The organism is Acidovorax radicis N35, from assembly GCF_000204195.1.
Taxonomy (GTDB): Bacteria; Pseudomonadota; Gammaproteobacteria; order Burkholderiales; family Burkholderiaceae_C; genus Acidovorax; species Acidovorax radicis.
The window spans coordinates 87,800-112,098 of the sequence record NZ_AFBG01000023.1 but is presented as its reverse complement, the minus strand read 5'-3'; the positions used below and the strand labels follow the sequence as shown (position 1 = coordinate 112,098).

Here is a 24,299-nt window from a genome sequence, read left to right as displayed (position 1 = left end):
ACATCAAGGGGCCGTGTGTGCTGCAAGGGGACAACGGGAGGTAGCTTTACGGAGTTGTCCGGGAGCGTGGGCTCTTTTTGTGGACAAGGCTGCCCGCCACTACCTGCGGTAGCGTGGCGCGGTACGCGGAGACGCCGAACGCGTGAAGCACGGGCCAGGTGCGATATGGAGCATGCGATCTTGCGCGCCTGCGGCACTCAGGGCGGGGGCTTTCGGCCCACCAGATAGCTCACCCCGGCGGGCCCATAGAACTCTGAATGCGGTTCCTGGGCCTGCAGGTGAAAGACCTCGCCCATGCCATACACACGCTCCGCCCGTGCCGTCACGATGCGGATCTCGCCGGACAGGATCAGCGCCTTGGCCTCGAACGGATGGGTGTGGTCGTCCAGCATGCCGCCCGCATCGCGTGTGACGGTGACGGGGTGCTCGAAGCCTTCACGGGCCAGGGTCTGGGCAAATTCCTCGGAGGTCATGGGCGTGCTCCTGTGTGGGGGGCGAACAGTGCCAGGGAGAACCTTCCCCCAGGCCTGTCGCCGGCGAAACGCTCGCGGCGGCCTGGCCGCGCACACAATGCTATCGCCTGTGCCACTGCAGCATGGGCGTATCCATCCATTCATGAGGAGACATCCATGCGTTTTGCGAAGCCTTGTTTTCGGAGCTGGCTGGCAGCGGCCGTTGTTCTGTCCGCCGCCGCCACCGCGCACGCCGGCCAGGTGTTTGCCGACCAGGCGCCTTCGACGGCTTTGGGCCGCGACGTGAAGTTCACGGTGTATGTGCCCGACGGTTACCAGCCCGGCGGCACGGTGAACTATCCCGTGGTCTACCTGCTGCATGGCGCGGGTGGCGATGAGAACGAGTGGCGCACCAAGGGAGGTGCGGTCGAGACCCTGGACGGGCTCATCAAGCGAGGGCTGATCCGCCCATCGGTGGTGGTCATGCCCACGGCGGGCCCGGCGTCGTGGTGGGCCGATGGTGCGGCAGAGAAGGCGGGCACGGCCATCATGAAAGACCTGCTGCCCTACGTCGAGTCGCGCTACCGCGTGCACAAGGAGCGCAGCGGCCGGGCCATCGGTGGCCTGTCCATGGGGGGCTATGGCGCGTTGAACCTGTCGCTGCGCAACCCCACGCAGTTCTGCGCTGCGGCGGTGATCAGCCCTGCCATCTATGACCCGCTGCCGCCGGACACCTCGGCGGCACGGCGCACTCCGCAGTTCGTGCGCGACGGGCAGTTTGACCCCGACACCTGGAAGTCGCTGAACTACGCGGCCGCGCTCGATGCCTACAAGGCGGGCACGCCGCGTGTCCCGATGTGGATCGTGTCGGGCGACCACGACTACCTGGGCATCGCCCCCATGTCGGCCACCCTGTACTGGCGGCTGTACCAGATCCAGCCCAAGCAGGTGGAGCTGCGCGTCATCGACGGCGACCACGAATGGCTGGTGTTCCGCGACGCGTTGCCCGACGCCTTGCAGTACGTGGACCGGCAGTGCCGCCAGGGGTGACCACCTGGCTGTCGCGCACCCTGGCCCGGAATCTGCCGGAGGTCAGGATGCGCTGGGGTGCGAATGATTTTGCTATTAATTAAATAGCTGTTTGCGCATATCCATCAAGCGCCAGGACCGTAAAACGCTTGGATTTTCAGCCTAGATCGCCAGAGGGTCCACGTCCACCAGCCACCGGATCAAGCCCTTGTGCTCGGGCTGGCTGCGCGTGGTTTGCAGCATGGGCTGCCATGCGGCCAGAAAGCGCTGCAGTGCGGTGCGGCTGCTGCTTTCCATGAGCATCTGGGCGCGTTCGACATTGGCCACGCGCTGGATGGTCAGGGGCACGGGCGGGAACAGCGTCACCACGTCCAGCCCCGGCAGCCCGGCGGCTTGTGCGGCGGCCGTGGCGGCGGTCAGAAACCCTTGTGCCACGTCCTGCGTGCGGGCGTCGGCGCGCACCAGGGCCTGGTAGGAGAAGGGTGGCATGGCGGCCTCTTCGCGCTCCTTGAGCTGCTGGGCGGCAAAGGCCTCGTAGTCGTGCGTGCGCAGCGCCTCGAACACGGCGTGTTTGGGGTGAAAACTCTGCACCCACATCTCGCACGGTGTGCCCTGCGCGGCCATGTAGGCGGCGTCGCGCCCGGCGCGGCCGGCGGCCTGCATGAGCAGCGCAAACAGCCGCTCCGACGCGCGAAAGTCGCTGCTGAACAGGGCGCCGTCGGGCTGCACGGCCGCCACCAGCGTGATGCGGCGAAAGTCGTGGCCCTTGGCGATCATCTGCGTGCCCACCAGCACATCCACCTCGCCCGCGTGCACCTGCGCCAGCTGGGCCTCCAGCGCGCCCTTGGCCTTGGTGGTGTCGGCGTCGATGCGGGCGATGCGCGCGGGCGTGCGGTCGGGCCGCAGCACTTCGGACAGCAGGGCCGAGAGTTGTTCCTCCAACTGCTCGGTGCCCCGGCCCATGGGGTGGATGTCGGGGCTGCCGCAGGTGGGGCAGTGGCGCGGTACCCGCAGCGTGTAGCCGCAGTGGTGGCAGCGCAGCGTGCGGTCGGTCTTGTGGAAGACCTGGTGCGCGCTGCAGTGGGGGCAGTCGCTTTTCCAGCCGCAGTCCACGCAGTGCAGCACGGGGGCATAGCCCCGGCGGTTGAGCAAAATCATGCTTTGCTCGCCGCGCGCCACACGTTCGGTGATGGCCTGCAGCAGCGGCGCGCTGAACACTGCGCGCCGGGGCTGCTGGTTCATGTCCACCCGCCGCACCCGGGCCAGGGCGCCCGCGCCAATCCGGCTGGGCATGTGCAGGCGCACGTAGCGCCCGCCCTCGGGGTCTTCGGGTGTAGGCGGCCGGCTGGCGTGCCAGCTCTCGAGCGACGGTGTGGCAGAGCCTAGCAGCACCTTGGCGCCTTGCTCGCGCCCGCGCCAGATGGCCAGGTCGCGCGCTGAGTAGCGGGCGCCCTCCTGCTGCTTGTAGCTGGGGTCGTGCTCCTCATCGACCACGATCAGCTGGAGCCCCGGCAGGCTGGCAAACACCGCCATGCGCGTGCCCAGCACGATACGCGCGTTGCCGCTGTGGGCGGCCAGCCAGCTTTTGAGGCGCTGCGGGTTGGTCATGCCGCTGTGCAGCGACACCACGGCGCCCGCGCCAAAACGCGGGGCGAAGCGGCCCACGAAGCGTTCCTCGAGCTGGGGCGTGAGGTTGATCTCGGGCACCATCACCAGCGCCTGGGCCGTGGGATCGGCCTCCAGCATCTCCTGCACGCAGCGCAGGTAGACCTCGGTCTTGCCGCTGCCGGTGCTGCCAAACAGCAGAAAGGGACCTTTTTCTGCAGAAATTCGGGACCTGGCGCTTTCCTGTTCTGCGGTGAGTGCTATGTTTTGAATAGCATCTGCGGTCTCCCCAGCCGCCTTGCCGGGGCGGCACAGGCGGCGCGCCAGTTGCTCGGGCCGCAGGTCGCGCAGCTGCGGAGGCAGGGCGGCCATGGCGATTTCGCCCAGGGCGCGCTGGTAGTAGCGCGCCGCAAACGCCACCAGGCGGCGCCAGGGCAGATCCAGCGGGGCCACGCCGTCGAGCACGCCGGCAACCGCGCGCAGCGTGGCGCCATCGGGCAGTTCGCCCGTGGCTTCGTCGGCATCCCACACCACACCCAGCACCTCGCGCGTGCCCAGAGGTACGCGCACCAGCGTACCGGGCGCGAGCGGGCGCTCACTGGCGTAGCTCAGCAGGTCGCCCACGCCGCTGTGCGACGGGGTGTGCAGGGCAACCTGAACGAGGGTGGAGGGGGCGGGCACGGCGAAGGGCGGGTTACAGCGGCTTGTGGAGGTCGCGCGGAGGTTTGGAGGCTAAGTGCTTGATTTGACAAGATCGGGGGAGTAATCCCGACTTTCTGTGGATAACTTTGTTGACATCCTGCCCGGACACCCTGCCAACCCGCATGAATGCTGGCTGCGAACAGATTGCCCGGAAATGCGGCACGCCCAAAAAATCCTTATGAATCAATCATCTGAAGAAATTTTGCTGCAAATTCTGTGCTATGGCTCCGGTCTGGCTTTATGTTGCGCCGCATCACGTTTTGTGTGCATAAGTCGGACATCGGTGGCCCGTCAAGGGGGTGGGAGGCCCCAAATTTGTGCTAGCGGCTTGCCTGCGTGTTGAGGGTTTGATGCGAAACAGGCTGCAAGTGCTTGATTTGACTGGGAATTTGTAAGAAATCCAGAATTTCTGTGGATAACTTTGTTGATATCCCTTGGGTTTGCAGCGCAAGCCCTTGAAAAACCGTGCTTTCGGTGGATTGCCTGTCAAAAAAGCACGGGATTAAATTCCTTATGAATCAATGGCTTATGAGATTGGAATTGTTTTTTTACAAACCAGGGCGCCGCTGGGCGACAGCCCCGCGCACGCTCCATTTTTGTGCATAAGTACGCCGTGCTAACGCCGGGCGCTCAACCCTGGCGCTGCGCGCGCGAGTAGCCGTGCACCGCTTCCACCAGCGCCGCCACATGCTCGGGCGGAGTGAACTGGCTGATGCCGTGGCCCAGGTTGAAGATGTGCGTGGGGCCGGTGGTACTGCGGTCGGTATGTGGCCGGCCAAAGCTGTCCAGCACGTGGCGCACCTGGGTGGCGATCTGCGCGGGCGGAGCGAACAGCACGTTCGGGTCGATGTTGCCCTGCAGCGCCTTGCCGGGGCCGCCGGCCTGGCCGCCCACGATGGCGCGGGCCTTGCCCAGGTTGGCGGTCCAGTCCAGGCCGAGCACCTCGCAGTCGATGTCCTTCATGTCTTCCAGCCAGATGCCGCCGCCCTTGGTGAAGACGATGCGCGGCACGTCGGTGCCGTCCACGCCGGTGCGCTTCAATTGCGCGAGCACCCGCTTGGTGTAGGCCAGGCTGAACTCCTGGAAAGCGCCGTCGGCCAGCACGCCGCCCCAGCTGTCGAAAATCATCACGGCCTGGGCGCCCGCGTCGATCTGGGCATTGAGGTAGGCGGCCACGCTGTCGGCGTTGATGGCCAGGATGCGGTGCATCAGGTCGGGGCGCGCATACATCAGGCTCTTGACCAGGCGGTAGTCGTCCGATCCCTTGCCTTCGACCATGTAGCAGGCCAGCGTCCAGGGGCTGCCCGAGAAGCCGATCAGTGGCACCCGGCCATTCAGGGCCTTGCGGATGCTGGTGACGGCGTCAAACACATAGCGCAGCTTGTCCATGTCGGGCACGGCCAGCTGTTCAACAGCGGCTTCGTCCCGCACCTGCTTGGCAAAACGCGGGCCCTCGCCCTCGGCAAACGTCAGGCCCAGGCCCATGGCGTCGGGCACGGTGAGGATGTCGCTGAACAGGATGGCCGCGTCGAGCGGGAAACGCTCCAGCGGCTGCAAGGTCACTTCGGTGGCGTAGTCCACATTGGTGGCCAGGCCCATGAAGCTGCCGGCCTGGGCGCGCGTGGCCTTGTATTCCGGCAAGTAGCGGCCCGCCTGGCGCATCAGCCACAAGGGGGTGTAGTCGGTGGCCTGGCGGCGGCAGGCGCGCAGGAAGGTGTCGTTGGAGAGGGGGGCAAAGCTCATGGCCTGAATTGTCGCAGGGTGCGCAGTGCGCCCCGCAGGCCCGGCCTGCCCCGGGTGCTTGCCATCACGTCACGGCGCGAGTTTCTGCTGCACCAGCCCGTAGACGCTGTAGCCCACCAGGTCGGGCATCGCATGGCCGGGGAAGGCCTTGGCCATTTCCGCCTGGATGGCCTGATGGTGCGCGCCCTGGCGCGCGGGATCGCTCAGCTCGCTGGCGCGGCTGCCCAGGCGCTGGAGGTAGCCCGTCACCACCGCGTCGGCCTTGTCGAGATAGGCCGTCTGCTCGGCCACCGCCTGTGCCACGGGCACGAACACGCCCCGCCCGCCGTAGACCTTGCCGGTGCCCAGGCGGGGCAGCTCGGCCAGGCCGGCCTTCCAGCCCGCCAGTGTGGGCAGGGGCTTACCGTTCACGATGCCGCCTTCGAGCCAGGCGTGGGTGCGCGTGTGCACCAGGTCGCCCACGGCAAGGTCGCCGGTCTGGTCAAAGCGCACCACGGTCTGGTTGCTGGAGATGCCTGGCTGGGGCAGCTCGAACAGCGTGATGGTTTCGCCCGACTTGAGCGTGATGCGGTGCTGGCCGGAATACGTGGTCTTGATGGCCTCTGCGCGCGGGTACGTTGCGTCCGTGAACGCCTTGGCGATCTTCACCCAGAAGTGGCGTTTGTACGCGTCCGTGTCCGGCACGGCGGCGGCGGTCTTGGCGGAGGCAATGCTCTCGATGCCCTGTGCGTGGAACACCGAGAGGCCGTTGAATTTGTCGGGGTTGGGGTGCGTCACGACCACACGGGTCACCGGGGACTTGGTCTCGCCGCGGATGGACGCGAGCAGGGCCTCGGCATGGGCGGGGGTGAACTGGGCATCGACCACCGTCACCTCCTGGCCGTCGTCGTACCAGACGGAGTGGGTGTTGAAACCGGCGGCATCGGAGGTGAACACTTGCACGGTGCCCGCCCAGGACGTGATGCTGGCGAACGTGAGGGCGATGGCAGTCAGCGTGCGCAGAGCGCGAGGGCGGCGCAGGGAGCGGAAGGGGCTGAAAAAACGGGTGGAATAGGGGGCAGTCATGGTGTGGGCTCTGTGAAGTGGAGATGAGCCCTTAAGGTAAATTCTCGAGGCTTGGCCGTCTCGGCGTACCACGACAAAAAATATGCCCAAACAGACAAACGCAACGAACGCTGCCCAGGCGCCTGCGGTGGGCCGCCGCAGGCCTCGCACTGCGGCGCTGGCCCCACCGGTGCTCGACAACCCGGTCGATGCGGACGCCGCCGAACGCGGGGTCTGTGTGGTTTCTGACCGCTACCCGCCCTTTGACGGCCACTGGCACGCCCACCAGAGTGCCCAGTTTGTCTATGCCTGCGAAGGCATGCTGACCACCCACACGCAGCGCGGCACCTGGATCGTGCCGCCCCACCGTGCGGTGTGGCTGCCGCCCGGCATGGTCCACAAGGTGGCCGCGGATCGCCCGGTGTGGCTGCGCACGCTGTACGTGAAACCCGGCGCGGCCGACACCCCGTCGGAGCCAGGCGTCGTTACGGTCGATCCGTTGCTCGACGCCCTGCTGGCCGAGGCCGCGAGTTTTGGCACCGACTACCCGCTGGGCGGGCGAGAGGAGCGCCTGATCGCCGTCATCCTGGACCGCCTGCCGAACCTGGAAACCGTGCCGTCGTACCTGCCCACCCCGGCAGACCCGCGGCTGGTGCGCCTCACCACCGCGCTGCAGGCGCAGCCCGCCGATGCCCGCACGCTCGGTGAACTGGCCGCCGCCTGCGGCATGACTGCCCGCACCGCCGCGCGCCTGTTTGCCAAGGAGACGGGGCTGACTTTTGCCCAGTGGCGCCAGCAGTTGCGCTTGCTCAAGGGCATGCAATGGCTCAGCCAGGGCCGCAGCGTGACCGAGGTGGCGCTCGAAGTCGGTTATCTGGACGTGTCGGGCTTCATCACCGTGTTCAAGCAGGCGTTTGGGGAAACGCCGGCGCGGTACTTTCGGCGCGGAGGTTGAGCAGGGCTTGCTCCGCAGGGTGGCTGGTCGGGTACGAACGAACTACCGCTCTGCGATGTAGTGCGACATGCGCACCACCTCGCCGGGCGCGAGGAACGCCCGCACCTCGGTCTCCAGCGCCTGGTCGGCCATGGTGGCGCGGGCGCGCTGGTGCAAATAGTCGGCCCAGGACTCGACGATGAAGCGCTCCACATAGCGTGAAGGCTCGCCCAGGTCCTTGTACACCCGCCAGAAGGTCGCGCCATCGCGCCGGCGCGGGGCCTTCATGCGGCTGATGGTGTCAAGAAACTCGGTGTCGGTGCCGGGCGCAATGCGGTAGCCCACCTCCACGGCCACGGGCCCGGCCTCGGGCAGGGGCTCGGCCTCGATGAAGAGTTCATCCCAGGGCGTGGCCTGCGTCACCTCGTGCAGAGCCCCCATGCGCAGCGGCATCGGCCGCGCCAGCAGCAAGCCTGCGCCCATGAGCGCAGCGGCCACATACAGCGTGGGTGCCAGGCCCACGATGTCGGACGCCGCACCCCAAAAGGCCGATCCCATCGCAAATGCGCCCAACGCTGCCACCATGTGCATCGCCACCGCGCGGGAGCGCACCCACTGCGGTGCGCTGGCTTGCGTGGCGGTGTTGAAGGTGGACATCGCCGACATCCAGGCCGCGCCCGCAAACAGCATGCCGATGTAGACCACCCATGCGATCTTGGTCAGTGCCGCCACCAGCATGGCCGCTGCAAACACCACGCCGCCCACGCCCACGATGGCTTCCATGCCAAAGCGTGCGCGCAGCCGCCCCAGCACCAGGCCCACAGCCACGGCGCCGGTGCCCAGGCACCCCATCAGCAGGCCAAAGCCCGGCGCGCCGGTGCCCAGGCGCTGGGCAATGACGGGCAGCAGAGCCCACAGGGCCGAGCCCGCAGCGCTGAATGCCATCACCCGCACCAGTTGCGCCAGGATGATGCGCGAGTGCCATGCAAACCGCAGGCCGCTCAACGTGCCGCCCCACAGGCGCTCGGCGGGCAGCTTGGACGGCGGGTGGGCCTTGGGGGGCCAGCGGCGGATGGACTCCCACATCACCAAGGTGGTGGTTACCGTGACGGCGAACACCCAGCCCGCGCCCAATTGGGCAAACACCAGCCCGGCCAGCGTAGGTCCGATGGCGCGCGCTGCGTTGTACGCAATGCTGACCGCAGTGATGGCCTGCGGCCACTCGTCGCGCGGCACCGGGTCGATGACCGAAGAGTTCCACGCCGGCGTGAGCACCGCCGTGCAGCAGCCGCAGATGAACACCAGGAACAGCACTGATGCCGGGCCGCCCCAGCCCCCCAGGACCAGCAGTGTCAACAGTGCGCAGGCCCCCACCTGTGCCAGCAGCGCCCCCGAGATCAGGCGCCGCCGGTCCGTCGTGTCGGCCAACACACCCGCCGGCAGTGCCAGCAGGAACATCGGCATGAACACCGCCGTCTGCACCAGCGCCGCCAGGAACGACGAGCCCGTGAGCTCCACCATCAGCCAGGCCGCTGCCATGGTCTGCATGCCGCTGCCGATGAAGAACACGCCACCGCAGACCCACAGGCCCCGGAATGCTGGTTGGCGCAAGGGGCTCCACAAAGAGGTTGGGGGCGATGACATGGTGTGAGGGCAAAGGAAAAGGCGGACCGGAAAGCATGCGCTGGAGCGGCCACGCCCAACGCCGCGACCTTTGACGCGGCCCTGTGCGGTCAATCCCCAGAATGGGGGATAGCGCCACAGGAGGAGTTTGTTAGTATTTGTGGGCGTCGTAACTATTTGTAGAAATCGACGGCAATCCTAGGTCAATCCATCTGCGGAGGAGAGGAAATGTTGAAAAAAAGCATTATTTCTATGGGGTTTATTTGTGCGGCTGGATTCGCGCATGCCGATCTCAAAAATATCAGCGCGGCCGGGGTCCATTCTGCGACCAATCTGGAGGCCGTCGCTTGCACTATAGCTGGATACGACGGGGCGTCGTACCGTGGTACCAAAGTGCTGTATATCTTTGCTGAATCGATGGGTAGTGGGCGTGATCCCATGCTCAAAGTCAGTTCGCTGAAATATAACTATGTGATGCAGAACGACGATTGGGAGGAAGAGTACTACGTCAATGGTTCGGCACGAACACCTGTGCCGGCGTCTCTGTACTCCAGCTTTCTGCGGACTCCTAAGCGGGCTACCGACGCGGCGGTCATTTACTTTGCAGACCCTGGGGAGGCCGTTTGTGCATTCACCAAGGAATATGCAAATGATGGCAACCTTTATCAGGTTCAGATTTCGATTACCGATGTCACCGCTGCCATTGTGGGGGCAGGAATTCGATCTTCAGCCAACGATGCTGCCGTGGATCCGAATGGAATGCTGCGAGCTGATTTGAATCAGCTCATGGACATCCAGGCAAATACTGAAAAATAGAAAGTCGTGATTCCAAGGGGGATTCGGAAGTGCCACTGGTAATGCTGCCTTTGCCATTCCTGGTCTATTCAGGGGGTTTCCGGCCTCCTCGCAACCGGTAGGTGCGCGGCACATCGGTGCGGCTGGCTACCAGCGCTTCCGCCCGCTTTTGCATATCTGCCAGTGCGTGGTCCAGCGCTTGCACAGCCCCCTCGTCCAGTCCCGCCAGCAGATCCTGGTTGAGCGCCTTCACTTGTGGGAACAGGGCATCGTGCAGCGCTTGCCCTGCCTGGGTGAGTGAGAGCACGGCCTGGCGCCGGTCGCCCGGCATCGCATCGCGGGTGAGCAGCTTCTTGGCCAAGAGTGACGTGATGGCGCGTGACGTGCGCGCCCGGTCCAGTCCCAGGCGCTGCGCCAACTCGGCCGGGGGCATGCCGGGGTGCTGCGCCAGCATCATGAGCAACCCCCACTCGCGCCGCGTGATGCCATAACCCCCTTCGCACAGCCGCACTACCAGGCTGCCTGCCACTGCCAGCAGGCGGTTCAGGCGGTACATCAGCAGGTCATTGGCGGCCGCGGGGTGGGTCAGTCGGTGGCCCATTTCGGCGGGGTCGCAGGGTGCCGGGGCAGGCGCAGGCATCAGGGTATTTCCGGGCAAGAATTGATTAGATCAATTGATTGTGTGGGCAATACAGTGCGCCCATCAACCTGCGCAGCCGCGCAGAGCCCTGCCATCGCCCCAGGAGACCCTGACCATGTGGAAACCTCTTTCCTCCTTGCTGGCCACCGTGCTGGCCTTGTCCGCATCGCTTGCACAGGCGCAGGAAGCTCCCCTGCGCATCGTGGTCGGCTACGCCCCCGGCGGCGCGACCGACCGCGTGGCCCGTATCGTGGCCGACAAGCTGGGCACCAAGCTCGGCACGCCCGTCATCGTGGAGAACAAGACCGGCGCCGGCGGCCGCCTCTCGGCCCAGGCCGTGAAGGCCGCGCCCGCCAACCAGCCCACGCTGCTGCTGGCCAACCCGGCCGTCATGCTGGTGGCACCCCTGGTGTTCCCCGACGCAGGCTACGACCCCGAGCGCGACTTCCGCCCCGTGAGCCATGTCAACAGCTACGAGTTCGGCGTGGCCGTGGCCAGCGCCGTGCCGGTCAAGGAGCTGCCGCACCTGATGGCCTGGCTGCGCGCCAACCCCGACAAGGCCAACTTCGGCGTGCCAGCCACGGGCAGCCTGCCGCACTTCTTCGGCCTGATGGTGGGCGACGCCGCCAAGGTGCGCGCCGAGGTGGTGGGCTACCGCGGCTCTGCGCCGCTGCTCAACGACCTGCTGGGCGGCCAGGTGCCCGTGGCGTTCGACACCTTCGACACCCTGCTGCCCCAGCACGAGGCCGGCAAGATCCGCATCCTGGCCGTGTCGAGCGCCAAGCGCAGCCCGCTGGACCCCAAGATCCCCACCTTCAAGGAAAGCGGCATGGACCTGGCCGCGACGGGCTGGAACACCTTCTACGCCCCCATGAGCATGCCCAAGGCCCAGGCCGAGCGTCTGGCCGGGTTGATCGTGGAAGTGATGAAAGACCCAGACACCCAGCGCAAGTTCGAGGCCGCCAAGATGGAGCCGGTGGTGGCGACCATGGCGCAGACCGAAGCGATGCTCAAGGCGTACCGCGCGCAGTGGGCGCCGGTGGTGCAGCGCTCGGGCTTCAAGCCTTGACAGGAAGCCCCCCTGAGCGGCTTCGCCGCTTCCCCCTCGAGGGGGACGGCGGCCTTGCTGCGGGACGGCCCTTGCTAGCCGCCCCTCGCCTCGGCCGTGCCTGTCGCGAAGACTGCGGGCCACGTTGAGTGAAACTGGATTTCGAGATGACCTTACAACCCCGCCCGAACATCATCTTCATCGTTGCCGACGACCTCGGCTATGCCGACCTGGGCTGCTACGGCGGGCGCGACGCCAGCTTCGGCGCCGTGTCGCCGGTGCTCGACGGCCTGGCCGCCCACGGCCTCCAGCTCACGCAGGGCTACTCCAATTCACCGGTCTGCTCGCCCACGCGTTTTGCGCTGATGACCGCGCGCTACCAGTACCGCCTGCGCGGCGCGGCCGAAGAGCCCATCAACAGCAAGAGCCGGGGCAGCACCACGCTGGGCCTGCCGCCCGAGCACCCCACGCTGCCGTCGCTGCTGCGCGCATCGGGCTACCGCACGGCGCTGATGGGCAAGTGGCACCTGGGCTACCCGCCCGCGTTTGGGCCGCTGCGCTCGGGCTACGAAGAGTTCTTCGGGCCCATGTCAGGTGGGGTGGACTACTTCACCCACTGCAGCTCCAACGGCACGCACGACCTGTACCTGGGCGAAGAAGAAAAGCAGCAGGACGGCTACCTCACCGACCTCATCACCGACCACGCGCTCGACTACGTTGCACGCATGGCGCCCGGCGCACAGGCCGGCACGCCGTTCTTCTTGAGCCTGCACTACACGGCGCCCCATTGGCCGTGGGAGACGCGGGACGACGAGGCGCTGGCGCAGGAGGTCAAGGGCAACCTGTTCCACCTGCACGGCGGCAGCATCGACACCTACCGCCGCATGATCCACCACATGGACGAGGGCATTGGCCGCATCATGGCCGCGCTGCAGCGCCATGGCATCGATCGCGACACGCTGGTCGTTTTCACCAGCGACAACGGCGGCGAGCGCTTCTCGGACAGCTGGCCCCTGGTCGGCGGCAAGATGGATTTGACCGAAGGCGGCATCCGCGTGCCCTGGATCGCCCACTGGCCCGCCGTGATCGCGCCGGGCAGCGTGAGCCCGCAGACCTGCATGACCATGGACTGGTCCGCCACGATGCTCGATGCAGCGGGCGCGATGCCGCACGCCGACTACCCGCTGGACGGCCGCTCGCTGATGCCGCTGCTGCGTGATTCGTCGGTGCTGCACGAGCCCGCGCTGTTCTGGCGTATGAACCACCGCGGCCAGCGCGCCATGCGCCAGGGCGACTGGAAGTACCTGCGGGTGGACGGCAACGACTACCTGTTCAACCTGGCGCAGGACGAGCGCGAGCGCGCCAACCGCGCGCCGCTGGAGCCCGCGCGGCTGCAGGCCATGCGCGCGGCGTGGGAAGCGTGGAACGCCTCAATGCCCCCGATTCCGGACGATGCGACGGTGAGCCTGGGCTATTCGGTCAAGGACATGCCGCAGCGCTGAGAACCCGTCGACGATCTCTTTGGGGCCGCCGCACGCATTCGGCTGGAAGGGTGGGCTTGCCCTGTTGCCTGCGGGCAGGGCTTGCCGCTAGATTGGCGCCATGCCTGCAGTTCCTGCATCCGCCACCGCGCCTCCACTGCGCCAGTGGACGACCGATGTGGTCGCGCCCGCAGCGCGCCTGGACTATTGGGTGGGGGCCATCTGCGAAGCGTTCCTCGAGATGGAGTGCAGCTCGCGCGAAGCACCCACGTTTGATGGGGTGCTGCACAGCCTGCCGGTTGAGACCCTGTCGGTCAACCAGGTTCGCGCTTCCACGCAGGACGTGTACCGCACGCCGTCCGGCATTGCGCGCAGTCGGCAACTGCCGTTTTACCTGATCGGCCAGGCAGAGTCCGCCTGGCATGTGCGGCAAGACGGCCAAGTGGCCTACCTGCGCCCCGGCGATGTGGTGCTGGTGGATTCGGCCCGGCCGTATGAATTGCATTTTCCGGACGGCGTGAACTGTGTCTCGTTGCAGTTGCCGCGCGTCTGGGTGGGGCAATGGCTGGCTCAGGCCGAGGCACACGGGCCCCGCGTGGCCTGGCGGGACCAGGGCTGGGGCCAGAGCCTGGGCGCACTGGCCGTGCAGCTGGCGCGCGACCCGGCTTCGGCGCAGGCCCTGTCGCCTTCGCTGTTGTCGAACCACCTCGGAGCCTTGCTGAGCGCAGCGCTGGAGCCGTCCCAGCCGCCCACTCCCTCCGCCGTGCGAAGCCTGCATGTCCGCCTGTGCGCACTGCTGCGCGCCCGCATCGACCAGCCAGGCGTTTCCGCCGAGGCTCTTGCAAAGGAGGCGGGTGTCTCGGTACGCACCCTGCACCGCGCGTTTGCGGCGCAGGGCCACACCTTTGCGGGCACGCTGCGGCAGATGCGCCTGGAGCGCGCGGGCGAGCTGCTGCGCCGGCCTCAGCTGGCCCATGTGGCGGTGGCCGAGATTGGGCGGCGCTGTGGTTTTGCCGACGCGTCGCACTTCGCGCGGGCGTTTCAACGCGCCATGGGGGCATCCCCCGCGCAATGGCGGCGCGGCGGCTGAGCCTGGTCGCGATGTGGCCCATTTGGCGCATCCGGCACACCGGGCTGGCACGCGCAGGCCATTTTGGACAGCGCTCTCTTCGTAAGGTGGCGGCAGGGCAGATCACCCTGTCCATCCCGCAACAAAACCGAAGGAGACACACATGGCGGATACCTATGTTCTGGTCCATGGCGCCTGGCACACCGGCGCCGAGATGGAGGCCACGGCCGGCCACCTGCGCGCACGCGGCCACACCGTGCACTGCCCCACCCTGGCCGGCAACCGGCCGGGCGATGACCGCGCAGCCACGGGCCTGGCGGATGCGGTGGACTCGCTTGCGGCTTTTATCGAGGGCCACGGCCTCACCGATGTGCGCCTGGTCGGCCACAGCTATGGCGGCATGGTCATCAGCCACATGCCCGCGCGGCTGCCCGGGCGCATCCGCCGGCTGGTGTACTGGAACGCGTTTGTGCCGATGCACGGCGAATGCCTGAACGACTTGGTGCCGCCGCACTACCGCGCGCTGTTCGACCAGGTGGCGGCGGCCAGCGGCAATGCCGTGATGCTGCCGTACGCCATCTGGCGCGAGGCCTTCATCAACGACGCCGACGAGGCCTTGGCGCGCAGCAGCTACGCGCAGTTGAATCCGCACCCGTACCGCACCTTCACCGAGCCGGCGCAGTTGCCCGTGCCGCTGGCGGCGCTGGAGATTGGCAAGAGCTACCTCAACGCCCAGCAGGATGCGGCGCTGCCCCACAGCCTGCCTTGGCACCCGCGCCTGTCGGAGCGGCTGGGCCTGTTCCGGCTGGTGGAGTGCGCGGGCAGCCACGAGATCTGCTTTTCGGACCCGGAGATGGCGGCGGCGAGCATCGAGCGGGCCGGGCGGGATTAGCTGGATACCCCCTGAGCGGCTGCGCCGCGTCCCCCTGGAGGGGGACGACGCCATCGCTGCGGGGCGGCCCTTGCTGGGCGCCTCTGGCGTGGGGCGTGCCTGTTTCGTGGAGGGGGCGATTGGCGCTGCCGCAGGGAGAATAGTTTTTAGTCTTTTTGGTCCCCGCCGCTTGATAGAAAAGCGTTAATAGCTATTAATTTAATAGCATTCCGCTCTTCCCCACCTCCAGCAGCCGCGTGAGCAGCGGGTGCATCACCTTGCGGGCGCTGTAGATCAGGTGGAACTGCTCCTGCACGTCCGGCGTGGTGCCCACCTGCACCAGCCCGTGGGTCTGTGCCAGGTGCTCGCCCAGCGACACCGGCGCGGGCATCACGCCCATGCCGGTGGCGGCAAAGGTGCTCAGCAGCGCGCTGTCTTCAAACTCGCCCGCGATGCGCGGGCGGATGCGTTCGCGCTCCAGCCAGTGGTCGATGCGCGCGCGCATGGCGGCGTGGTCGGTGGGCAGCAGCACGGGCACCACGGCCAGGCTGTGCGGGAAGTCCGTGGCGGCCGCATCGGCCCACAAGGGCGGGGCGTACCAGGCGATGGCGCTCGTGCCCAGCAGCTGGCTGGTGGTGCGCAGCGCGCGGTTGGGCGGTGCGGCGCGGTCGGCCAGCACCGCATCGAGCTTGTGCAGCGCCAGCTCGCCCAGCAGCGGCTGGAACTCGCCCTCGTGGCACAGCAGGCGCAGGTGGGGCTCGTCCAGCACGGGGGTCAGCAGCCGGTGCACGGCCAGCTTGGCGATGCCGTCGGAGATGCCCAGGTTCAGCCGCAGCGTCTGGCCGGTGGCGGCCTCGCGCACGCGCACGGGCAGTAGCTCGCCCAGCGCAAAGATGTGGTCCGCCTCGTGCAACGCGGCCACACCGGCGTCGGTGAGCACCAGGTTGCGGCCCTCGGTGCGCAGCAGGCTCACGCCCAGGGCCTTTTCCAGCTCGCGCACCTGGGCGCTGATGGTCTGCACGGCCATGTCCAGCCGTTCGGCGGCGCGTGCGATGCCGCCCTCCTTGGCCACGACCCAGAAGTAAAAAAGATGGCGGTAGTTGAAGCTCTGGCTCATGATTTCTCGCAATCGGCACAACGGTGCGGTGGCATTGGTTCGTAAAAACCGAACCAATGGTACTGATATGACAGGTTTTTAAGAATCGATTCCGCCCCTACAGTCCGTCCAGTCATCGGCAGGTCTTGCCCGGTGAAACATTTTTCCCCTCGGAGCTATCAATCATGGAAACCATAGGAACCTGGTGGATGTGGGCGGGTTTTGCCGTCTTTGTGGTCGTCGCGATCGGCGTCGACCTGTTGGTGATGGAGCGCCAGGGCGCGCACAAGGTCACGATGAAGGAAGCGCTGCGCTGGAGCCTCTTGTGGTTCTCGCTGGCGTTCGTGTTCGTCGCCATCCTCTGGTGGTACCTCGACAGCAGCCAGGGGCGCGAGGTGGCCAACACGGTGTCGATGCAGTTCATCACCGGCTACCTGGTCGAAAAGAGTTTGTCGATCGACAACATCTTTGTGTTTCTGATGCTGTTCAGCTACTTTGCCGTGCCGCCGCAGTACCAAAAGCGCGCGCTCATCATCGGCATCATTGGCGCGATCGTGTTGCGCACGCTGCTGATCCTGGCGGGCGCCTGGCTGCTGGCCACCTTCCACTGGCTGCTGTACGTGTTCGGCGCGTTCCTCGTGGTCACGGGTGCCAAGATGTGGTTCGCTGCCGGGCAGGAGCCCGACATCGCCACCAACCCGGTGCTCAAGTTCCTGAAAAAGCGCATCCGCATCACCGACCAGTTCGACGGCGAGAAGCTCTCCACGCTGGTCAACGGCGTGAAGCACTACACCCCGCTGTTCGTGGTGCTGGTGCTCATCGGGACCACCGACATCATCTTCGCGGTCGACAGCATTCCTGCCATCTTCGCGATCACCAACGACCCGTTCATCGTGCTCACGGCCAACATCTTCGCCATCCTGGGCCTGCGTGCGCTGTACTTCCTGCTGGCCGACCTGGCGGACCGCTTCCACCTGCTGGCCTATGGCCTAGCGCTGGTGCTGATCTTCATCGGTGGCAAGATGCTGCTCATCGACCTGGTCAAGATCCCGATCGGCTACGCCCTCCTGGTGACAGCCGGCCTGATCGCAGGCTCCATCTTCCTGTCGCTGCGCAACACGGCCCCGGGCGCCCACAAACCTCTGGCACTGCCGCCCAAGGACTGAACGGAGCATAGAAGACCATGGAACTCCTCGATGCAATCATGTTGTGCGTGTGGTGCGGCTTGGCGTTGGCCACGGTGACGGCGCACCGCGCTGGCAATGAGCGGCGGGATGTGCGCCTGCTGGCGGGCCTGACGGCCCTGTGGGGCGCCGGAACGGCCACGGCCCTCGCGTGGGGCTGATCAGGGTGGTGATGCAAATGCTGTGCACCCTGCGCCGTTGGCTGCGTGGCCTGGAACCCCGGGCCCGTGTGCACCTGGACCGCGGCTGGCTCGCCAGCTTGCGGCCTTGGCTGGAGCGGCGCGAGCTGTTCCGCTTCCAACGCCAACCCCTGGCGCGCGGTGTGGCTGCGGGCATGTTCTGCGGGCTCATCCCCGGCCCGCTGCAGATACCGGGCACGTTGATGGTGTGCGCCTGGCTGCGCGGCAACATCGTGGCGGGGGGCGTGGCTACTTTTTATACCAACCCCCTCACCACCGTGCCGCTGTATGCGCTGGCCTTTTACTTGGGCGCGCTGGTGATGCCGGGCGAGCAGACGCTGCCTGCCTGGAGCAGCGTGGCGCCGGGTGGCGATTTCTCGGTGCAGGCGATGGCTGCCTGGATCCAGGCCCTGGGAACACCGCTGCTTGTAGGCCTGCCCACGCTCGGTGCGTTGCTGGCGGCGCTGGGCTATGCCACGGTGCAGTTGCTGTGGTTGGCCCCCGCACTGCAGCGCAAGCGCCGACTGGCACGCTGCCGCAGAGCAGCCGCTTGACGCACAAAACGGGCGCTGCCCACACCAGTGCCACCGTGGAACTGGCTTTGCCAGGCCAGGGGTGGAGTTCCCCTTCAGGGGGAGGCGGCGCAGCCGCTTAGGGGGTCAATCCAGCTTTACGCCCACCTTGGTAATCACCCGGCCCCACTTCTCGCGCTCGGTGCGCGCAAAACTGCCCATTTGCGCTGCGGTGCCGGGCATGGGCTCCACACCCAATGCCTGGAGGCGCGCCTTGGTGCGTGTGTCGCCCAAAGCGGTCTGCAAGGCATTGCTGAAGGTGGCCACGGCATCGGCAGGTGTGCCTGTCGGGGCCACGATGCCCTGCCACGCAAAACCTTCAAAACCCTGCAGCCCTTGTTCTGAAATGGTGGGTACATCGGGCATGGTGCCCACACGCTGTGGGCTGGCCACACCGATGGCCTTGACCTTGCCACCGTTGAGAAACGGGTACACGGTGGCGCTGTCGATCCACATCGCCGGCACCTGGCCGCCGATCACATCCTGAATGGCCGGGGCCGCACCACGGTACGGCACATGCGTGAGCTTGAGGCCGCTCTGCTCGCGGAACAGCTCGCCCACCAGGTGGTGCGGGCTGCCCGGCCCGGCCGACGCCCAGTTCACACCATCGGCCTGGCCTTTGGCCCAGGCCATGAATTCCTTGAGGTTCTTGGCGGGCACGTTGTTGGACACCACGAGGAACATCGGGAAACGCACCAGCAGGCCCACCGGCTGGAAGTCCTTCTCGGCGTTGTAGCTCAGCTTGCTGAACAGGGACGGATTGGCCGCCAGCGTGGCGAAATCGGCCGAGAAGATCAGGTTGCCATAGTCCTTGTTGCGTGCGCTGTACTCGGCGGCAATGTTGGTGCCTGCACCGGGTTTGTTGTTGATGACGATGGGGCGCCCCAGCGTGGCCGACATCGACTCGGCGATGGTGCGTGCCACGATGTCGGAACCCCCGCCTGCGGCATAGCCCACCACCCATTCGAGCGGCTTGGCGCCTTGCGCATGGGCCAGGGGGAGGGCGGTTGCCAGTGCCAGCCCGGCAAGGGTGGCGAGGAAGTGTTTGCGCAGCATGTTGGTGTGTCTCCGGTGGTTGTGTGTGATGGGCGAGAAAAGGCCACGCACCGTCTTTTTGCGGCGCTTGGGGGCGGGTGTGCATTCAGGAAGGCAGGATAGCCCTGGCGGTGGGGCGTCTCAGGCGTTTGCGTGGGTGGGCACCACGGGCGTGATGGCTTTGCGCTCTGCCGCAGCGGGCAGGGCACCGTGGGGTGGGTTGCCCCGTGCCAGCTGCAAGGCCTGCAGCAGTGTGGCCTGGTCGCCGATGTGGTTGGCCAGCAGCAGCACCAGGCGTGCATTCATGGCGTGGCTCTCGGGGGTCGACAGGCCTTGGTGTGCGGCGATCAGTGCTTCGTAAAAGTCGTCGCAAGCCTGCAGATGGGGTTGGGTGTTCAGCATGTTGGTTTCCTTGTCCGAGGCCGCTCACAAGACCGTTGCCGTGGCACGGGCCAGAGCGGCGCGCACGGCCGCTTCGGTGGGGGCGTGCCAGCGGGCACACACATGCTGATCGGGCCGCACCAGGTACGCCGTGCCTGGCAGCGCGTCCAGCCGCTGCGCCGCCAGCGCCTGGGCGTCGATCACGTCCAGTCCGATCTGCAGCACCCGCACATGGGGCAGTGCGCCAGCCCAGGTGGGAGCAGGGCCAAACACCAGCAGCGTGAACTCCGGCCCCAGCTCGCGCAGCAACCAAGTCGGCTGGCCTTGTTTCGTCAGAGGCGCATCGAGCAGCACCGCGCCAGGCACCTGGGTGCCCACAAAGGTATCGGTATCCGGCGTGTTCAGCGGCGATGTGTGCAGCGTGGCCGGCACCGACAGGCGCCCGCTGTTGACGATGCGGCGCGCAAAGGCATGGTCGCGCGCCAGGTGCAGCGCGGCGTCGCGGAACAGGCGGCTCACCTCGCTCTTGGGCGTGATGAAGTCGGTAGCGCGCGTGGAGTTGCACAGGTTCTCATCGGCCGCGTATTCGCGCTCGGGTCCATACGTCGCCAGCAGGGCGGTGCCTGCACGGCCCTTGAGCACCCAATCGAGCTTCCAGGCCAGGTTCTCGGCGTCCTGCACGCCGCTGTTGGCGCCGCGTGCGCCAAAGGGCGAGACACCGTGCGCGCTGTCGCCGGCAAAGACCACGCGGCCGTGCACGAATTGGTCCATGCGCAGGCAGGCAAAGGTGTAGACACTCGCCCAATCCAGTTCGAACTGCGCATCCGCGCCCAGCAGTGCCTTCACGCGCGGAAGGATGTTCTCGGGCTTCTTTTCTTCTTCCGGGTCCGCGTCCCAACCGAGCTGGAAGTCGATGCGCCACACGTTGTCGGGCTGGCGGTGCAGCAGCACGCTCTGGTTGGGGTGAAAGGGCGGGTCGAACCAGAACCAGCGCTCGGTCGGGAAGTCCGCATCGCCCGCCAGCTTCACATCGGCGATCAGGAAACGGTCCTGGAAGATGCGGCCTTTGCTCTCCAGCCCCAGCATCTGCCGCGTGGGCGAGCGTGAGCCATCGCAGGCCACCAGCCACTGGGCGTCTATTTGGTAGCTGCCTTCGGGCGTCTCGATGCCGAGCAATGCGCCGTCCTCGCGGCTGGCCACGGTGGTCACCTTGTTGTGCCAGCGGATGTCGATGCCGGGCAGCTGCAGTGCCCGCTCCACCAGGTAGGCCTCGGCGTAGTACTGCTGCAGGTTGATGAAGGCCGGGCGTTCGTGGCCCTGCTCGGGCAGCAGGTTGAACTCGTACAACTGCTCGTCCTTGAGGAACACCTTGCCCAGGTTCCACGACACGCCCTTGTCCACCATGCGCTGCCCCACGCCCAGGCGGTCCCAGATTTCGAGCGTGCGCTTCGCGAAGCAGATGGCGCGCGAGCCGATGGAGAGCTTGTGGTCGTTGTCCAGTACCACCACGCGCTGGCCGCGCTGCGCCAGGTCAATCGCGAGCGACAGGCCCACGGGGCCCGCGCCGATGATCACGATGGGGTGCCGCGCGGGTTGGGCGCTGTCCTGGTCGGGCGAGTGCACGTAGCCGAAGTCGATGGCCTGCACTTCAGGGCCGCTGGCGTGGAAGGCTTCGGTGGGAATGTCTCTGGGGTTCATATCTTTTGTCTCTTCCAACCTCGGCGGCTCAGCCTTCCAAAGCCTTCCACATTTGAATGTCACGCTCGGCGGTCCAGATGCGTGGGTCGGGGTATTGCGTGGCCTCGTCGTACGCACGGGTCACGTCAAAGGGCATGCAGTGGTTAAAGATCACCCAGTGCCCGTACTTGGGCTGCAGCTTGGCGAACGTGGCCTCGTACACCTTGCGCAGGTCTTCGCCTTGCGCAGCACTGGCCTTCACGCTCTCGTACAGGTCGCTGATGAAGGCGCGCGTACCGGCCAGGCCCGCCTGCACCTGCTCGGGCGTCTGCAGTGCGGCGCCCCGGCCAGGCACCAGCTTTTCGGGCTTCAGGGCCGCAATGTTGTCCAGGGTCTGTGGCCAGTCCTGGAAGTACGCATCGCCCGCATACGGGGTGGCATCGAACTCCACCAGATCGCCGCTGAACAGGATCTTTTCCTGCGGCAGCCAGGCCACCGTGTCGCCCTTGGTGTGGCCTCGGCCCAGTTGCAGGATCTGCACCTCCAGTTTGCCCAGCCACAAGGTCATCTTCTTGTTGAAGGTCATGGTCGGCCAGGTCAGGCCGTCGGGCACGCTCTCCACGTTCTGGAACAGGCGGGGGAAGCGGCCAATCTCGCTGTCCTTGTCGAACTGCCCGCGCTCCACGATGAGGTCGCGCGTGTCTTCGCTGGCGATGATGTGCTCGGCCCCGTAGGCACTGGCGCCCAGCACGCGCACTGCGTGGTAATGGGACAGCAGCACGTACTTGATGGGCTTGTCGGTCACCTCGCGGATGCGGCGGATCACGTCCTGCGCCATCACGGGAGTGGCCTGGGTGTCGATGACCATCACCGCGTCGTCGCCAACGATGATGCCGGTGTTGGGGTCGCCTTCGGCCGTGTAGGCGTAGGCGTGGTCGGATAGCTGGTCGAAGCTCACCTTCTTCACTTCGAGGTCAGCGGCGGAGGCAAAGGTTTTGACGGTGCTCATGGTAGTGATTTGTTAATGGTGAATGCGTTTATCTAAACGGAATGTGTTGATGTTAGGCAAGAAATTTGTTTATGTCTAACGCATTTGTTTAGGTGAAAACCCGAAGGGCGAGGCGGTGCCATGGTGCGTGGACAATCGGGCCTATGGCCTCCACGACCCTCGACCTGCCCCATGCCGACGACGAAGACACGCCCCGCACCCCGCGCGGCATCCAGAGCGTGGAGGTGGGCGGGCAACTTCTGAAGGTGCTGGCGCGCACCGGCCGCCGCATGGCGCTCAAGGACCTGGCCCGCGCGGCCGACATGACGGCCGCCAAGGCCCACCCCTACCTGGTGAGCTTCGGCAAGCTGGGCCTGATCGAGCAGGACGCCGTGAGCGGCCATTACGGCCTGGGCCCCTTGGCCATGCAGCTGGGCCTCATCAGCCTGCAGCAGGTGGACCCCGTGCGCCTGGCGATCGCCGAGCTGCCCGCGCTGGCCCAGCGCATCGGCTACACCGTGTCGGCCTCGGTCTGGGGCGACAGTGGCCCCACCATCATTCGTGTGGAAGAAGGCCCCACCGCCGTGTATGTGGCCATGCGCCACGGCACCACGGCCTCGGTGCGGCATACGGCCACGGGCAAGGTGTTCGCGGCTTTCGGCCCGCGCGAGCGCGCTGCCGCCGCACTGGCGGCCGAAGGGTTTGCGGGCGCGCTGGATGAGCCCGCATTTGCGGCCGAACTGGAGGCCGTGCGCCAGTACCAGATCAGCGCAGTGACAGATCAGCTTTTGCCCGGCATCAGCGCGCTGGCCACGCCGGTGTTCGATGGGTTCGGGCAGCTGGTGCTGTGCATCGCCGTGATCGGCCCCAGCGCCACGCTGCAGACCGGGCCCGCGAGCCCGGCGGCGCAGCACCTGCGCGACACCGCGCGCAACCTGTCGCAGCGCCTGGGCGCCGCTCAGGGCGGCAACCCCTGAGCAGCCGCCTCTGAGCCGCTGTCGTCAGCCGCCGCGCAACATGCGCGCCTTGATGCGGCTGAGCGCCACCGGTGTCACGCGCACATAGCTGGCAATGTCGCGCTGGCGTACCTGGGTGGCGATCTGTGGGTGCTGCTGCAAGAAACGCCGGTAGCGCTCCTCGGGCGACAGCGTGAGCAACTCCATCTCGCGCTGTTCCTTGCGCTGGCCGTACAGGCGGTAGGCATTGCTCAGCGCACGTTGCCACAGGCTGTGGCGTGCGGCCAGCGCCTCCAGCGCTGCATGGTCGATCTGCTCCACCGTGCAGGGTCCGCCCTCGGCCAGGGCGGCATAGCTGGTCACGCCGCCCGGCTGCAGGGCCGTGAGACTGGCAAAACACAGGCCGGCGGGCGCAAACCCCTTGACCCAGGCGTCGCCCCCGGCTGTCTCGTACACCATCTTGATGAGCCCCCGGTTCACCACAAACACCCGGGGCTGCGCCTCGCCCGCGTGGAACAGCACCTCGCCGGGCTGCAGCTGCCGCACCGTGGTGGCGCGCTCCAGAGCCTCCCACTCGGGCAGCGGGGCCTGTGCCAGTTGCTCCAGCACCGTGTGGGTGGAATGAGAAAAGGTCGGCAAAAGAGGACTCCGTTAACCCAGGTTATCGCCAGCACAGCGCGCCATCGGCAGACTGCGGCCCATGTCTTGATTTTGCAAGGAGAGGTCGGAATGCAACGTTTGCTGCTGCCCCCTGTGGTCTGGTTTGCGTCGGTGGGTGTGATGGTGATTTTGCAGCGCACTTGGCCCCTGGCCGCGCTGCCCACCGATGCACGCGTGCTGGCCTGGTGGGCGGGGGGTGTGCTGGTGCTGGCGGGCCTGGCCATGGCCCAGTGGCATGCTCGCCTGTTCAAGCGCATCGGCACCAATATCAACACCTTCGGCGAGCCCGGCACGCTCACCACGGCGGGCCTGTTTGCGTACACGCGCAACCCCATGTACCTGGGCATGCTGCTGGCCCTGGCGGGCGTGGCGCTGGCGCTGGGTGCCTTGTCGCCGTGGATTCTGGTGCTGCTGTTTTTTGTGCTGGCGCAGTGTTGGTACATCCCCCTGGAAGAGCGCAAGCTGGTAGCCCGCTTTGGGCGCCAGTATGCGGACTACCGCCGGGATGTGCGGCGGTGGTTGTAGCCCATCAAAC

At 66.6% G+C, this 24,299-nt stretch carries 24 protein-coding genes; 12 read left to right on the top strand and 12 right to left on the bottom strand.

The features are described 5' to 3' along the window. Positions 1-197 precede the first annotated feature (197 nt). Positions 198-473 carry a cupin domain-containing protein gene (locus tag ARADN35_RS0122360; protein ID WP_010466213.1) on the bottom strand — a complete coding sequence of 92 codons (276 nt, stop codon included), beginning with the start codon at positions 471-473 and terminating at the stop codon, positions 198-200. 156 nt (positions 474-629) lie between these two features. On the opposite strand from ARADN35_RS0122360, the gene ARADN35_RS0122355 reads away from it, so the two are divergent. Continuing rightward, positions 630-1,502 carry an alpha/beta hydrolase gene (locus tag ARADN35_RS0122355; RefSeq protein WP_010466212.1) on the top strand — a complete coding sequence of 291 codons (873 nt, stop codon included), beginning with the start codon at positions 630-632 and terminating at the stop codon, positions 1,500-1,502. A 141-nt stretch (positions 1,503-1,643) separates the two neighbouring features. On the opposite strand, the gene priA is transcribed toward ARADN35_RS0122355, so the two are convergent. The 3 genes from priA to ARADN35_RS0122340 all read right to left on the bottom strand — a co-directional run bounded on the left by priA (position 1,644) and on the right by ARADN35_RS0122340 (position 6,596). Continuing rightward, positions 1,644-3,767, bottom strand: coding sequence for a replication restart helicase PriA (priA, locus tag ARADN35_RS0122350; RefSeq protein WP_010466211.1), 2,124 nt, complete (start codon positions 3,765-3,767; stop codon positions 1,644-1,646). A gap of 651 nt (positions 3,768-4,418) precedes the next feature. Next, entirely contained in the window at positions 4,419-5,531 is a 1,113-nt protein-coding gene (gene hemE, locus ARADN35_RS0122345; RefSeq protein WP_010466210.1) for a uroporphyrinogen decarboxylase, read from the bottom strand. A 69-nt stretch (positions 5,532-5,600) separates the two neighbouring features. Continuing rightward, positions 5,601-6,596, bottom strand: a complete 996-nt coding sequence (locus tag ARADN35_RS0122340) for an MBL fold metallo-hydrolase (protein ID WP_010466208.1) — start codon at positions 6,594-6,596, stop codon at positions 5,601-5,603. 82 nt (positions 6,597-6,678) lie between these two features. On the opposite strand from ARADN35_RS0122340, the gene ARADN35_RS0122335 reads away from it, so the two are divergent. Next, the gene (locus ARADN35_RS0122335; RefSeq protein WP_010466206.1) at positions 6,679-7,530 is read left to right on the top strand and encodes a helix-turn-helix transcriptional regulator; all 852 of its coding nucleotides are present in this window, start codon (positions 6,679-6,681) and stop codon (positions 7,528-7,530) included. Positions 7,531-7,572: 42 nt separating this feature from the next. On the opposite strand, the gene ARADN35_RS0122330 is transcribed toward ARADN35_RS0122335, so the two are convergent. Further along, entirely contained in the window at positions 7,573-9,153 is a 1,581-nt protein-coding gene (locus tag ARADN35_RS0122330; protein WP_029414299.1) for an MFS transporter, read from the bottom strand. A 207-nt stretch (positions 9,154-9,360) separates the two neighbouring features. Here ARADN35_RS0122330 and ARADN35_RS0122325 point away from each other — a divergent pair, with 207 nt between their 5' ends. Beyond that, positions 9,361-9,948, top strand: a complete 588-nt coding sequence (locus ARADN35_RS0122325; RefSeq protein ID WP_010466202.1) for a hypothetical protein — start codon at positions 9,361-9,363, stop codon at positions 9,946-9,948. Between the two features lie 64 nt (positions 9,949-10,012). Here ARADN35_RS0122325 and ARADN35_RS0122320 read toward each other — a convergent pair whose 3' ends face one another. Continuing rightward, a complete protein-coding gene (locus ARADN35_RS0122320; protein WP_010466200.1) occupies positions 10,013-10,567 on the bottom strand; it encodes a MarR family winged helix-turn-helix transcriptional regulator in 555 nt (184 codons plus the stop codon). Between the two features lie 115 nt (positions 10,568-10,682). Here ARADN35_RS0122320 and ARADN35_RS0122315 point away from each other — a divergent pair, with 115 nt between their 5' ends. From ARADN35_RS0122315 to ARADN35_RS0122300, 4 genes are all read left to right on the top strand, one after another. Beyond that, a complete protein-coding gene (locus tag ARADN35_RS0122315) occupies positions 10,683-11,636 on the top strand; it encodes a tripartite tricarboxylate transporter substrate-binding protein (protein WP_010466198.1) in 954 nt (317 codons plus the stop codon). Between the two features lie 146 nt (positions 11,637-11,782). Further along, positions 11,783-13,117 carry a sulfatase family protein gene (locus ARADN35_RS0122310; RefSeq protein ID WP_010466196.1) on the top strand — a complete coding sequence of 445 codons (1,335 nt, stop codon included), beginning with the start codon at positions 11,783-11,785 and terminating at the stop codon, positions 13,115-13,117. A 100-nt stretch (positions 13,118-13,217) separates the two neighbouring features. Then, complete coding sequence (locus ARADN35_RS0122305) at positions 13,218-14,186, top strand: helix-turn-helix domain-containing protein (RefSeq protein WP_010466194.1); 969 nt, start codon at positions 13,218-13,220, stop codon at positions 14,184-14,186. Between the two features lie 142 nt (positions 14,187-14,328). Then, on the top strand, positions 14,329-15,057 hold the full coding sequence (locus ARADN35_RS0122300) for an alpha/beta hydrolase (protein ID WP_010466192.1): 729 nt from the start codon (positions 14,329-14,331) through the stop codon (positions 15,055-15,057). A gap of 193 nt (positions 15,058-15,250) precedes the next feature. On the opposite strand, the gene ARADN35_RS0122295 is transcribed toward ARADN35_RS0122300, so the two are convergent. Beyond that, positions 15,251-16,153 carry a LysR family transcriptional regulator gene (locus ARADN35_RS0122295; protein WP_010466190.1) on the bottom strand — a complete coding sequence of 301 codons (903 nt, stop codon included), beginning with the start codon at positions 16,151-16,153 and terminating at the stop codon, positions 15,251-15,253. A gap of 164 nt (positions 16,154-16,317) precedes the next feature. On the opposite strand from ARADN35_RS0122295, the gene ARADN35_RS0122290 reads away from it, so the two are divergent. From ARADN35_RS0122290 to ARADN35_RS0122280, 3 genes are read left to right on the top strand one after another with little or no spacing between them, the layout of a single operon-like run. Further along, positions 16,318-17,298, top strand: a complete 981-nt coding sequence (locus ARADN35_RS0122290) for a TerC family protein (RefSeq protein ID WP_029414296.1) — start codon at positions 16,318-16,320, stop codon at positions 17,296-17,298. Between the two features lie 17 nt (positions 17,299-17,315). Continuing rightward, positions 17,316-17,477 carry a hypothetical protein gene (locus tag ARADN35_RS28325; RefSeq protein WP_010466186.1) on the top strand — a complete coding sequence of 54 codons (162 nt, stop codon included), beginning with the start codon at positions 17,316-17,318 and terminating at the stop codon, positions 17,475-17,477. A gap of 11 nt (positions 17,478-17,488) precedes the next feature. Beyond that, positions 17,489-18,049 (top strand): DUF2062 domain-containing protein, encoded by a 561-nt coding sequence (locus ARADN35_RS0122280; protein ID WP_242421540.1) that lies wholly within the window; start codon positions 17,489-17,491, stop codon positions 18,047-18,049. Positions 18,050-18,154: 105 nt separating this feature from the next. On the opposite strand, the gene ARADN35_RS0122275 is transcribed toward ARADN35_RS0122280, so the two are convergent. The 4 genes from ARADN35_RS0122275 to ARADN35_RS0122260 form a co-directional block, all read right to left on the bottom strand. Then, the gene (locus ARADN35_RS0122275; protein WP_010466182.1) at positions 18,155-19,123 is read right to left on the bottom strand and encodes a Bug family tripartite tricarboxylate transporter substrate binding protein; all 969 of its coding nucleotides are present in this window, start codon (positions 19,121-19,123) and stop codon (positions 18,155-18,157) included. Between the two features lie 120 nt (positions 19,124-19,243). Then, complete coding sequence (locus tag ARADN35_RS0122270) at positions 19,244-19,504, bottom strand: DUF2783 domain-containing protein (RefSeq protein WP_010466180.1); 261 nt, start codon at positions 19,502-19,504, stop codon at positions 19,244-19,246. Between the two features lie 24 nt (positions 19,505-19,528). Beyond that, positions 19,529-21,181: an FAD-dependent oxidoreductase gene (locus tag ARADN35_RS0122265; protein ID WP_010466178.1), complete on the bottom strand. Its 1,653-nt coding sequence runs from the start codon at positions 21,179-21,181 to the stop codon at positions 19,529-19,531. A gap of 28 nt (positions 21,182-21,209) precedes the next feature. Further along, on the bottom strand, positions 21,210-22,169 hold the full coding sequence (locus tag ARADN35_RS0122260) for an MBL fold metallo-hydrolase (RefSeq protein WP_010466176.1): 960 nt from the start codon (positions 22,167-22,169) through the stop codon (positions 21,210-21,212). 143 nt (positions 22,170-22,312) lie between these two features. Between ARADN35_RS0122260 and ARADN35_RS0122255 the strand changes: the two genes are divergently transcribed. After that, positions 22,313-23,125, top strand: coding sequence for an IclR family transcriptional regulator (locus tag ARADN35_RS0122255; protein WP_010466174.1), 813 nt, complete (start codon positions 22,313-22,315; stop codon positions 23,123-23,125). A gap of 24 nt (positions 23,126-23,149) precedes the next feature. On the opposite strand, the gene ARADN35_RS0122250 is transcribed toward ARADN35_RS0122255, so the two are convergent. After that, positions 23,150-23,743, bottom strand: a complete 594-nt coding sequence (locus ARADN35_RS0122250; RefSeq protein WP_010466172.1) for a Crp/Fnr family transcriptional regulator — start codon at positions 23,741-23,743, stop codon at positions 23,150-23,152. 90 nt (positions 23,744-23,833) lie between these two features. Between ARADN35_RS0122250 and ARADN35_RS0122245 the strand changes: the two genes are divergently transcribed. Further along, positions 23,834-24,289 (top strand): methyltransferase family protein, encoded by a 456-nt coding sequence (locus ARADN35_RS0122245; RefSeq protein ID WP_010466170.1) that lies wholly within the window; start codon positions 23,834-23,836, stop codon positions 24,287-24,289. Positions 24,290-24,299 lie beyond the last annotated feature (10 nt).

Bases quoted from the DNA above. Each gene is read 5' to 3' on its own strand.
- ARADN35_RS0122320 (WP_010466200.1), bottom strand. From the start codon at position 10,567: ATGCCTGCGCCTGCCCCGGCACCCTGCGACCCCGCCGAAATGGGCCAC.
- ARADN35_RS0122295 (WP_010466190.1), bottom strand. From the start codon at position 16,153: ATGAGCCAGAGCTTCAACTACCGCCATCTTTTTTACTTCTGGGTCGTG.
- ARADN35_RS0122265 (WP_010466178.1), bottom strand. From the start codon at position 21,181: ATGAACCCCAGAGACATTCCCACCGAAGCCTTCCACGCCAGCGGCCCT.
- ARADN35_RS0122280 (WP_242421540.1), top strand. From the start codon at position 17,489: ATGCAAATGCTGTGCACCCTGCGCCGTTGGCTGCGTGGCCTGGAACCC.
- ARADN35_RS0122305 (WP_010466194.1), top strand. From the start codon at position 13,218: ATGCCTGCAGTTCCTGCATCCGCCACCGCGCCTCCACTGCGCCAGTGG.
- hemE (WP_010466210.1), bottom strand. From the start codon at position 5,531: ATGAGCTTTGCCCCCCTCTCCAACGACACCTTCCTGCGCGCCTGCCGC.
- ARADN35_RS0122335 (WP_010466206.1), top strand. From the start codon at position 6,679: ATGCCCAAACAGACAAACGCAACGAACGCTGCCCAGGCGCCTGCGGTG.
- ARADN35_RS0122270 (WP_010466180.1), bottom strand. From the start codon at position 19,504: ATGCTGAACACCCAACCCCATCTGCAGGCTTGCGACGACTTTTACGAA.
- ARADN35_RS0122315 (WP_010466198.1), top strand. From the start codon at position 10,683: ATGTGGAAACCTCTTTCCTCCTTGCTGGCCACCGTGCTGGCCTTGTCC.
- ARADN35_RS0122275 (WP_010466182.1), bottom strand. From the start codon at position 19,123: ATGCTGCGCAAACACTTCCTCGCCACCCTTGCCGGGCTGGCACTGGCA.
- ARADN35_RS0122330 (WP_029414299.1), bottom strand. From the start codon at position 9,153: ATGTCATCGCCCCCAACCTCTTTGTGGAGCCCCTTGCGCCAACCAGCA.
- ARADN35_RS28325 (WP_010466186.1), top strand. From the start codon at position 17,316: ATGGAACTCCTCGATGCAATCATGTTGTGCGTGTGGTGCGGCTTGGCG.
- ARADN35_RS0122300 (WP_010466192.1), top strand. From the start codon at position 14,329: ATGGCGGATACCTATGTTCTGGTCCATGGCGCCTGGCACACCGGCGCC.
- ARADN35_RS0122260 (WP_010466176.1), bottom strand. From the start codon at position 22,169: ATGAGCACCGTCAAAACCTTTGCCTCCGCCGCTGACCTCGAAGTGAAG.
- ARADN35_RS0122355 (WP_010466212.1), top strand. From the start codon at position 630: ATGCGTTTTGCGAAGCCTTGTTTTCGGAGCTGGCTGGCAGCGGCCGTT.
- ARADN35_RS0122245 (WP_010466170.1), top strand. From the start codon at position 23,834: ATGCAACGTTTGCTGCTGCCCCCTGTGGTCTGGTTTGCGTCGGTGGGT.
- ARADN35_RS0122360 (WP_010466213.1), bottom strand. From the start codon at position 473: ATGACCTCCGAGGAATTTGCCCAGACCCTGGCCCGTGAAGGCTTCGAG.
- ARADN35_RS0122340 (WP_010466208.1), bottom strand. From the start codon at position 6,596: ATGACTGCCCCCTATTCCACCCGTTTTTTCAGCCCCTTCCGCTCCCTG.
- ARADN35_RS0122325 (WP_010466202.1), top strand. From the start codon at position 9,361: ATGTTGAAAAAAAGCATTATTTCTATGGGGTTTATTTGTGCGGCTGGA.
- ARADN35_RS0122290 (WP_029414296.1), top strand. From the start codon at position 16,318: ATGGAAACCATAGGAACCTGGTGGATGTGGGCGGGTTTTGCCGTCTTT.
- ARADN35_RS0122310 (WP_010466196.1), top strand. From the start codon at position 11,783: ATGACCTTACAACCCCGCCCGAACATCATCTTCATCGTTGCCGACGAC.
- ARADN35_RS0122255 (WP_010466174.1), top strand. From the start codon at position 22,313: ATGGCCTCCACGACCCTCGACCTGCCCCATGCCGACGACGAAGACACG.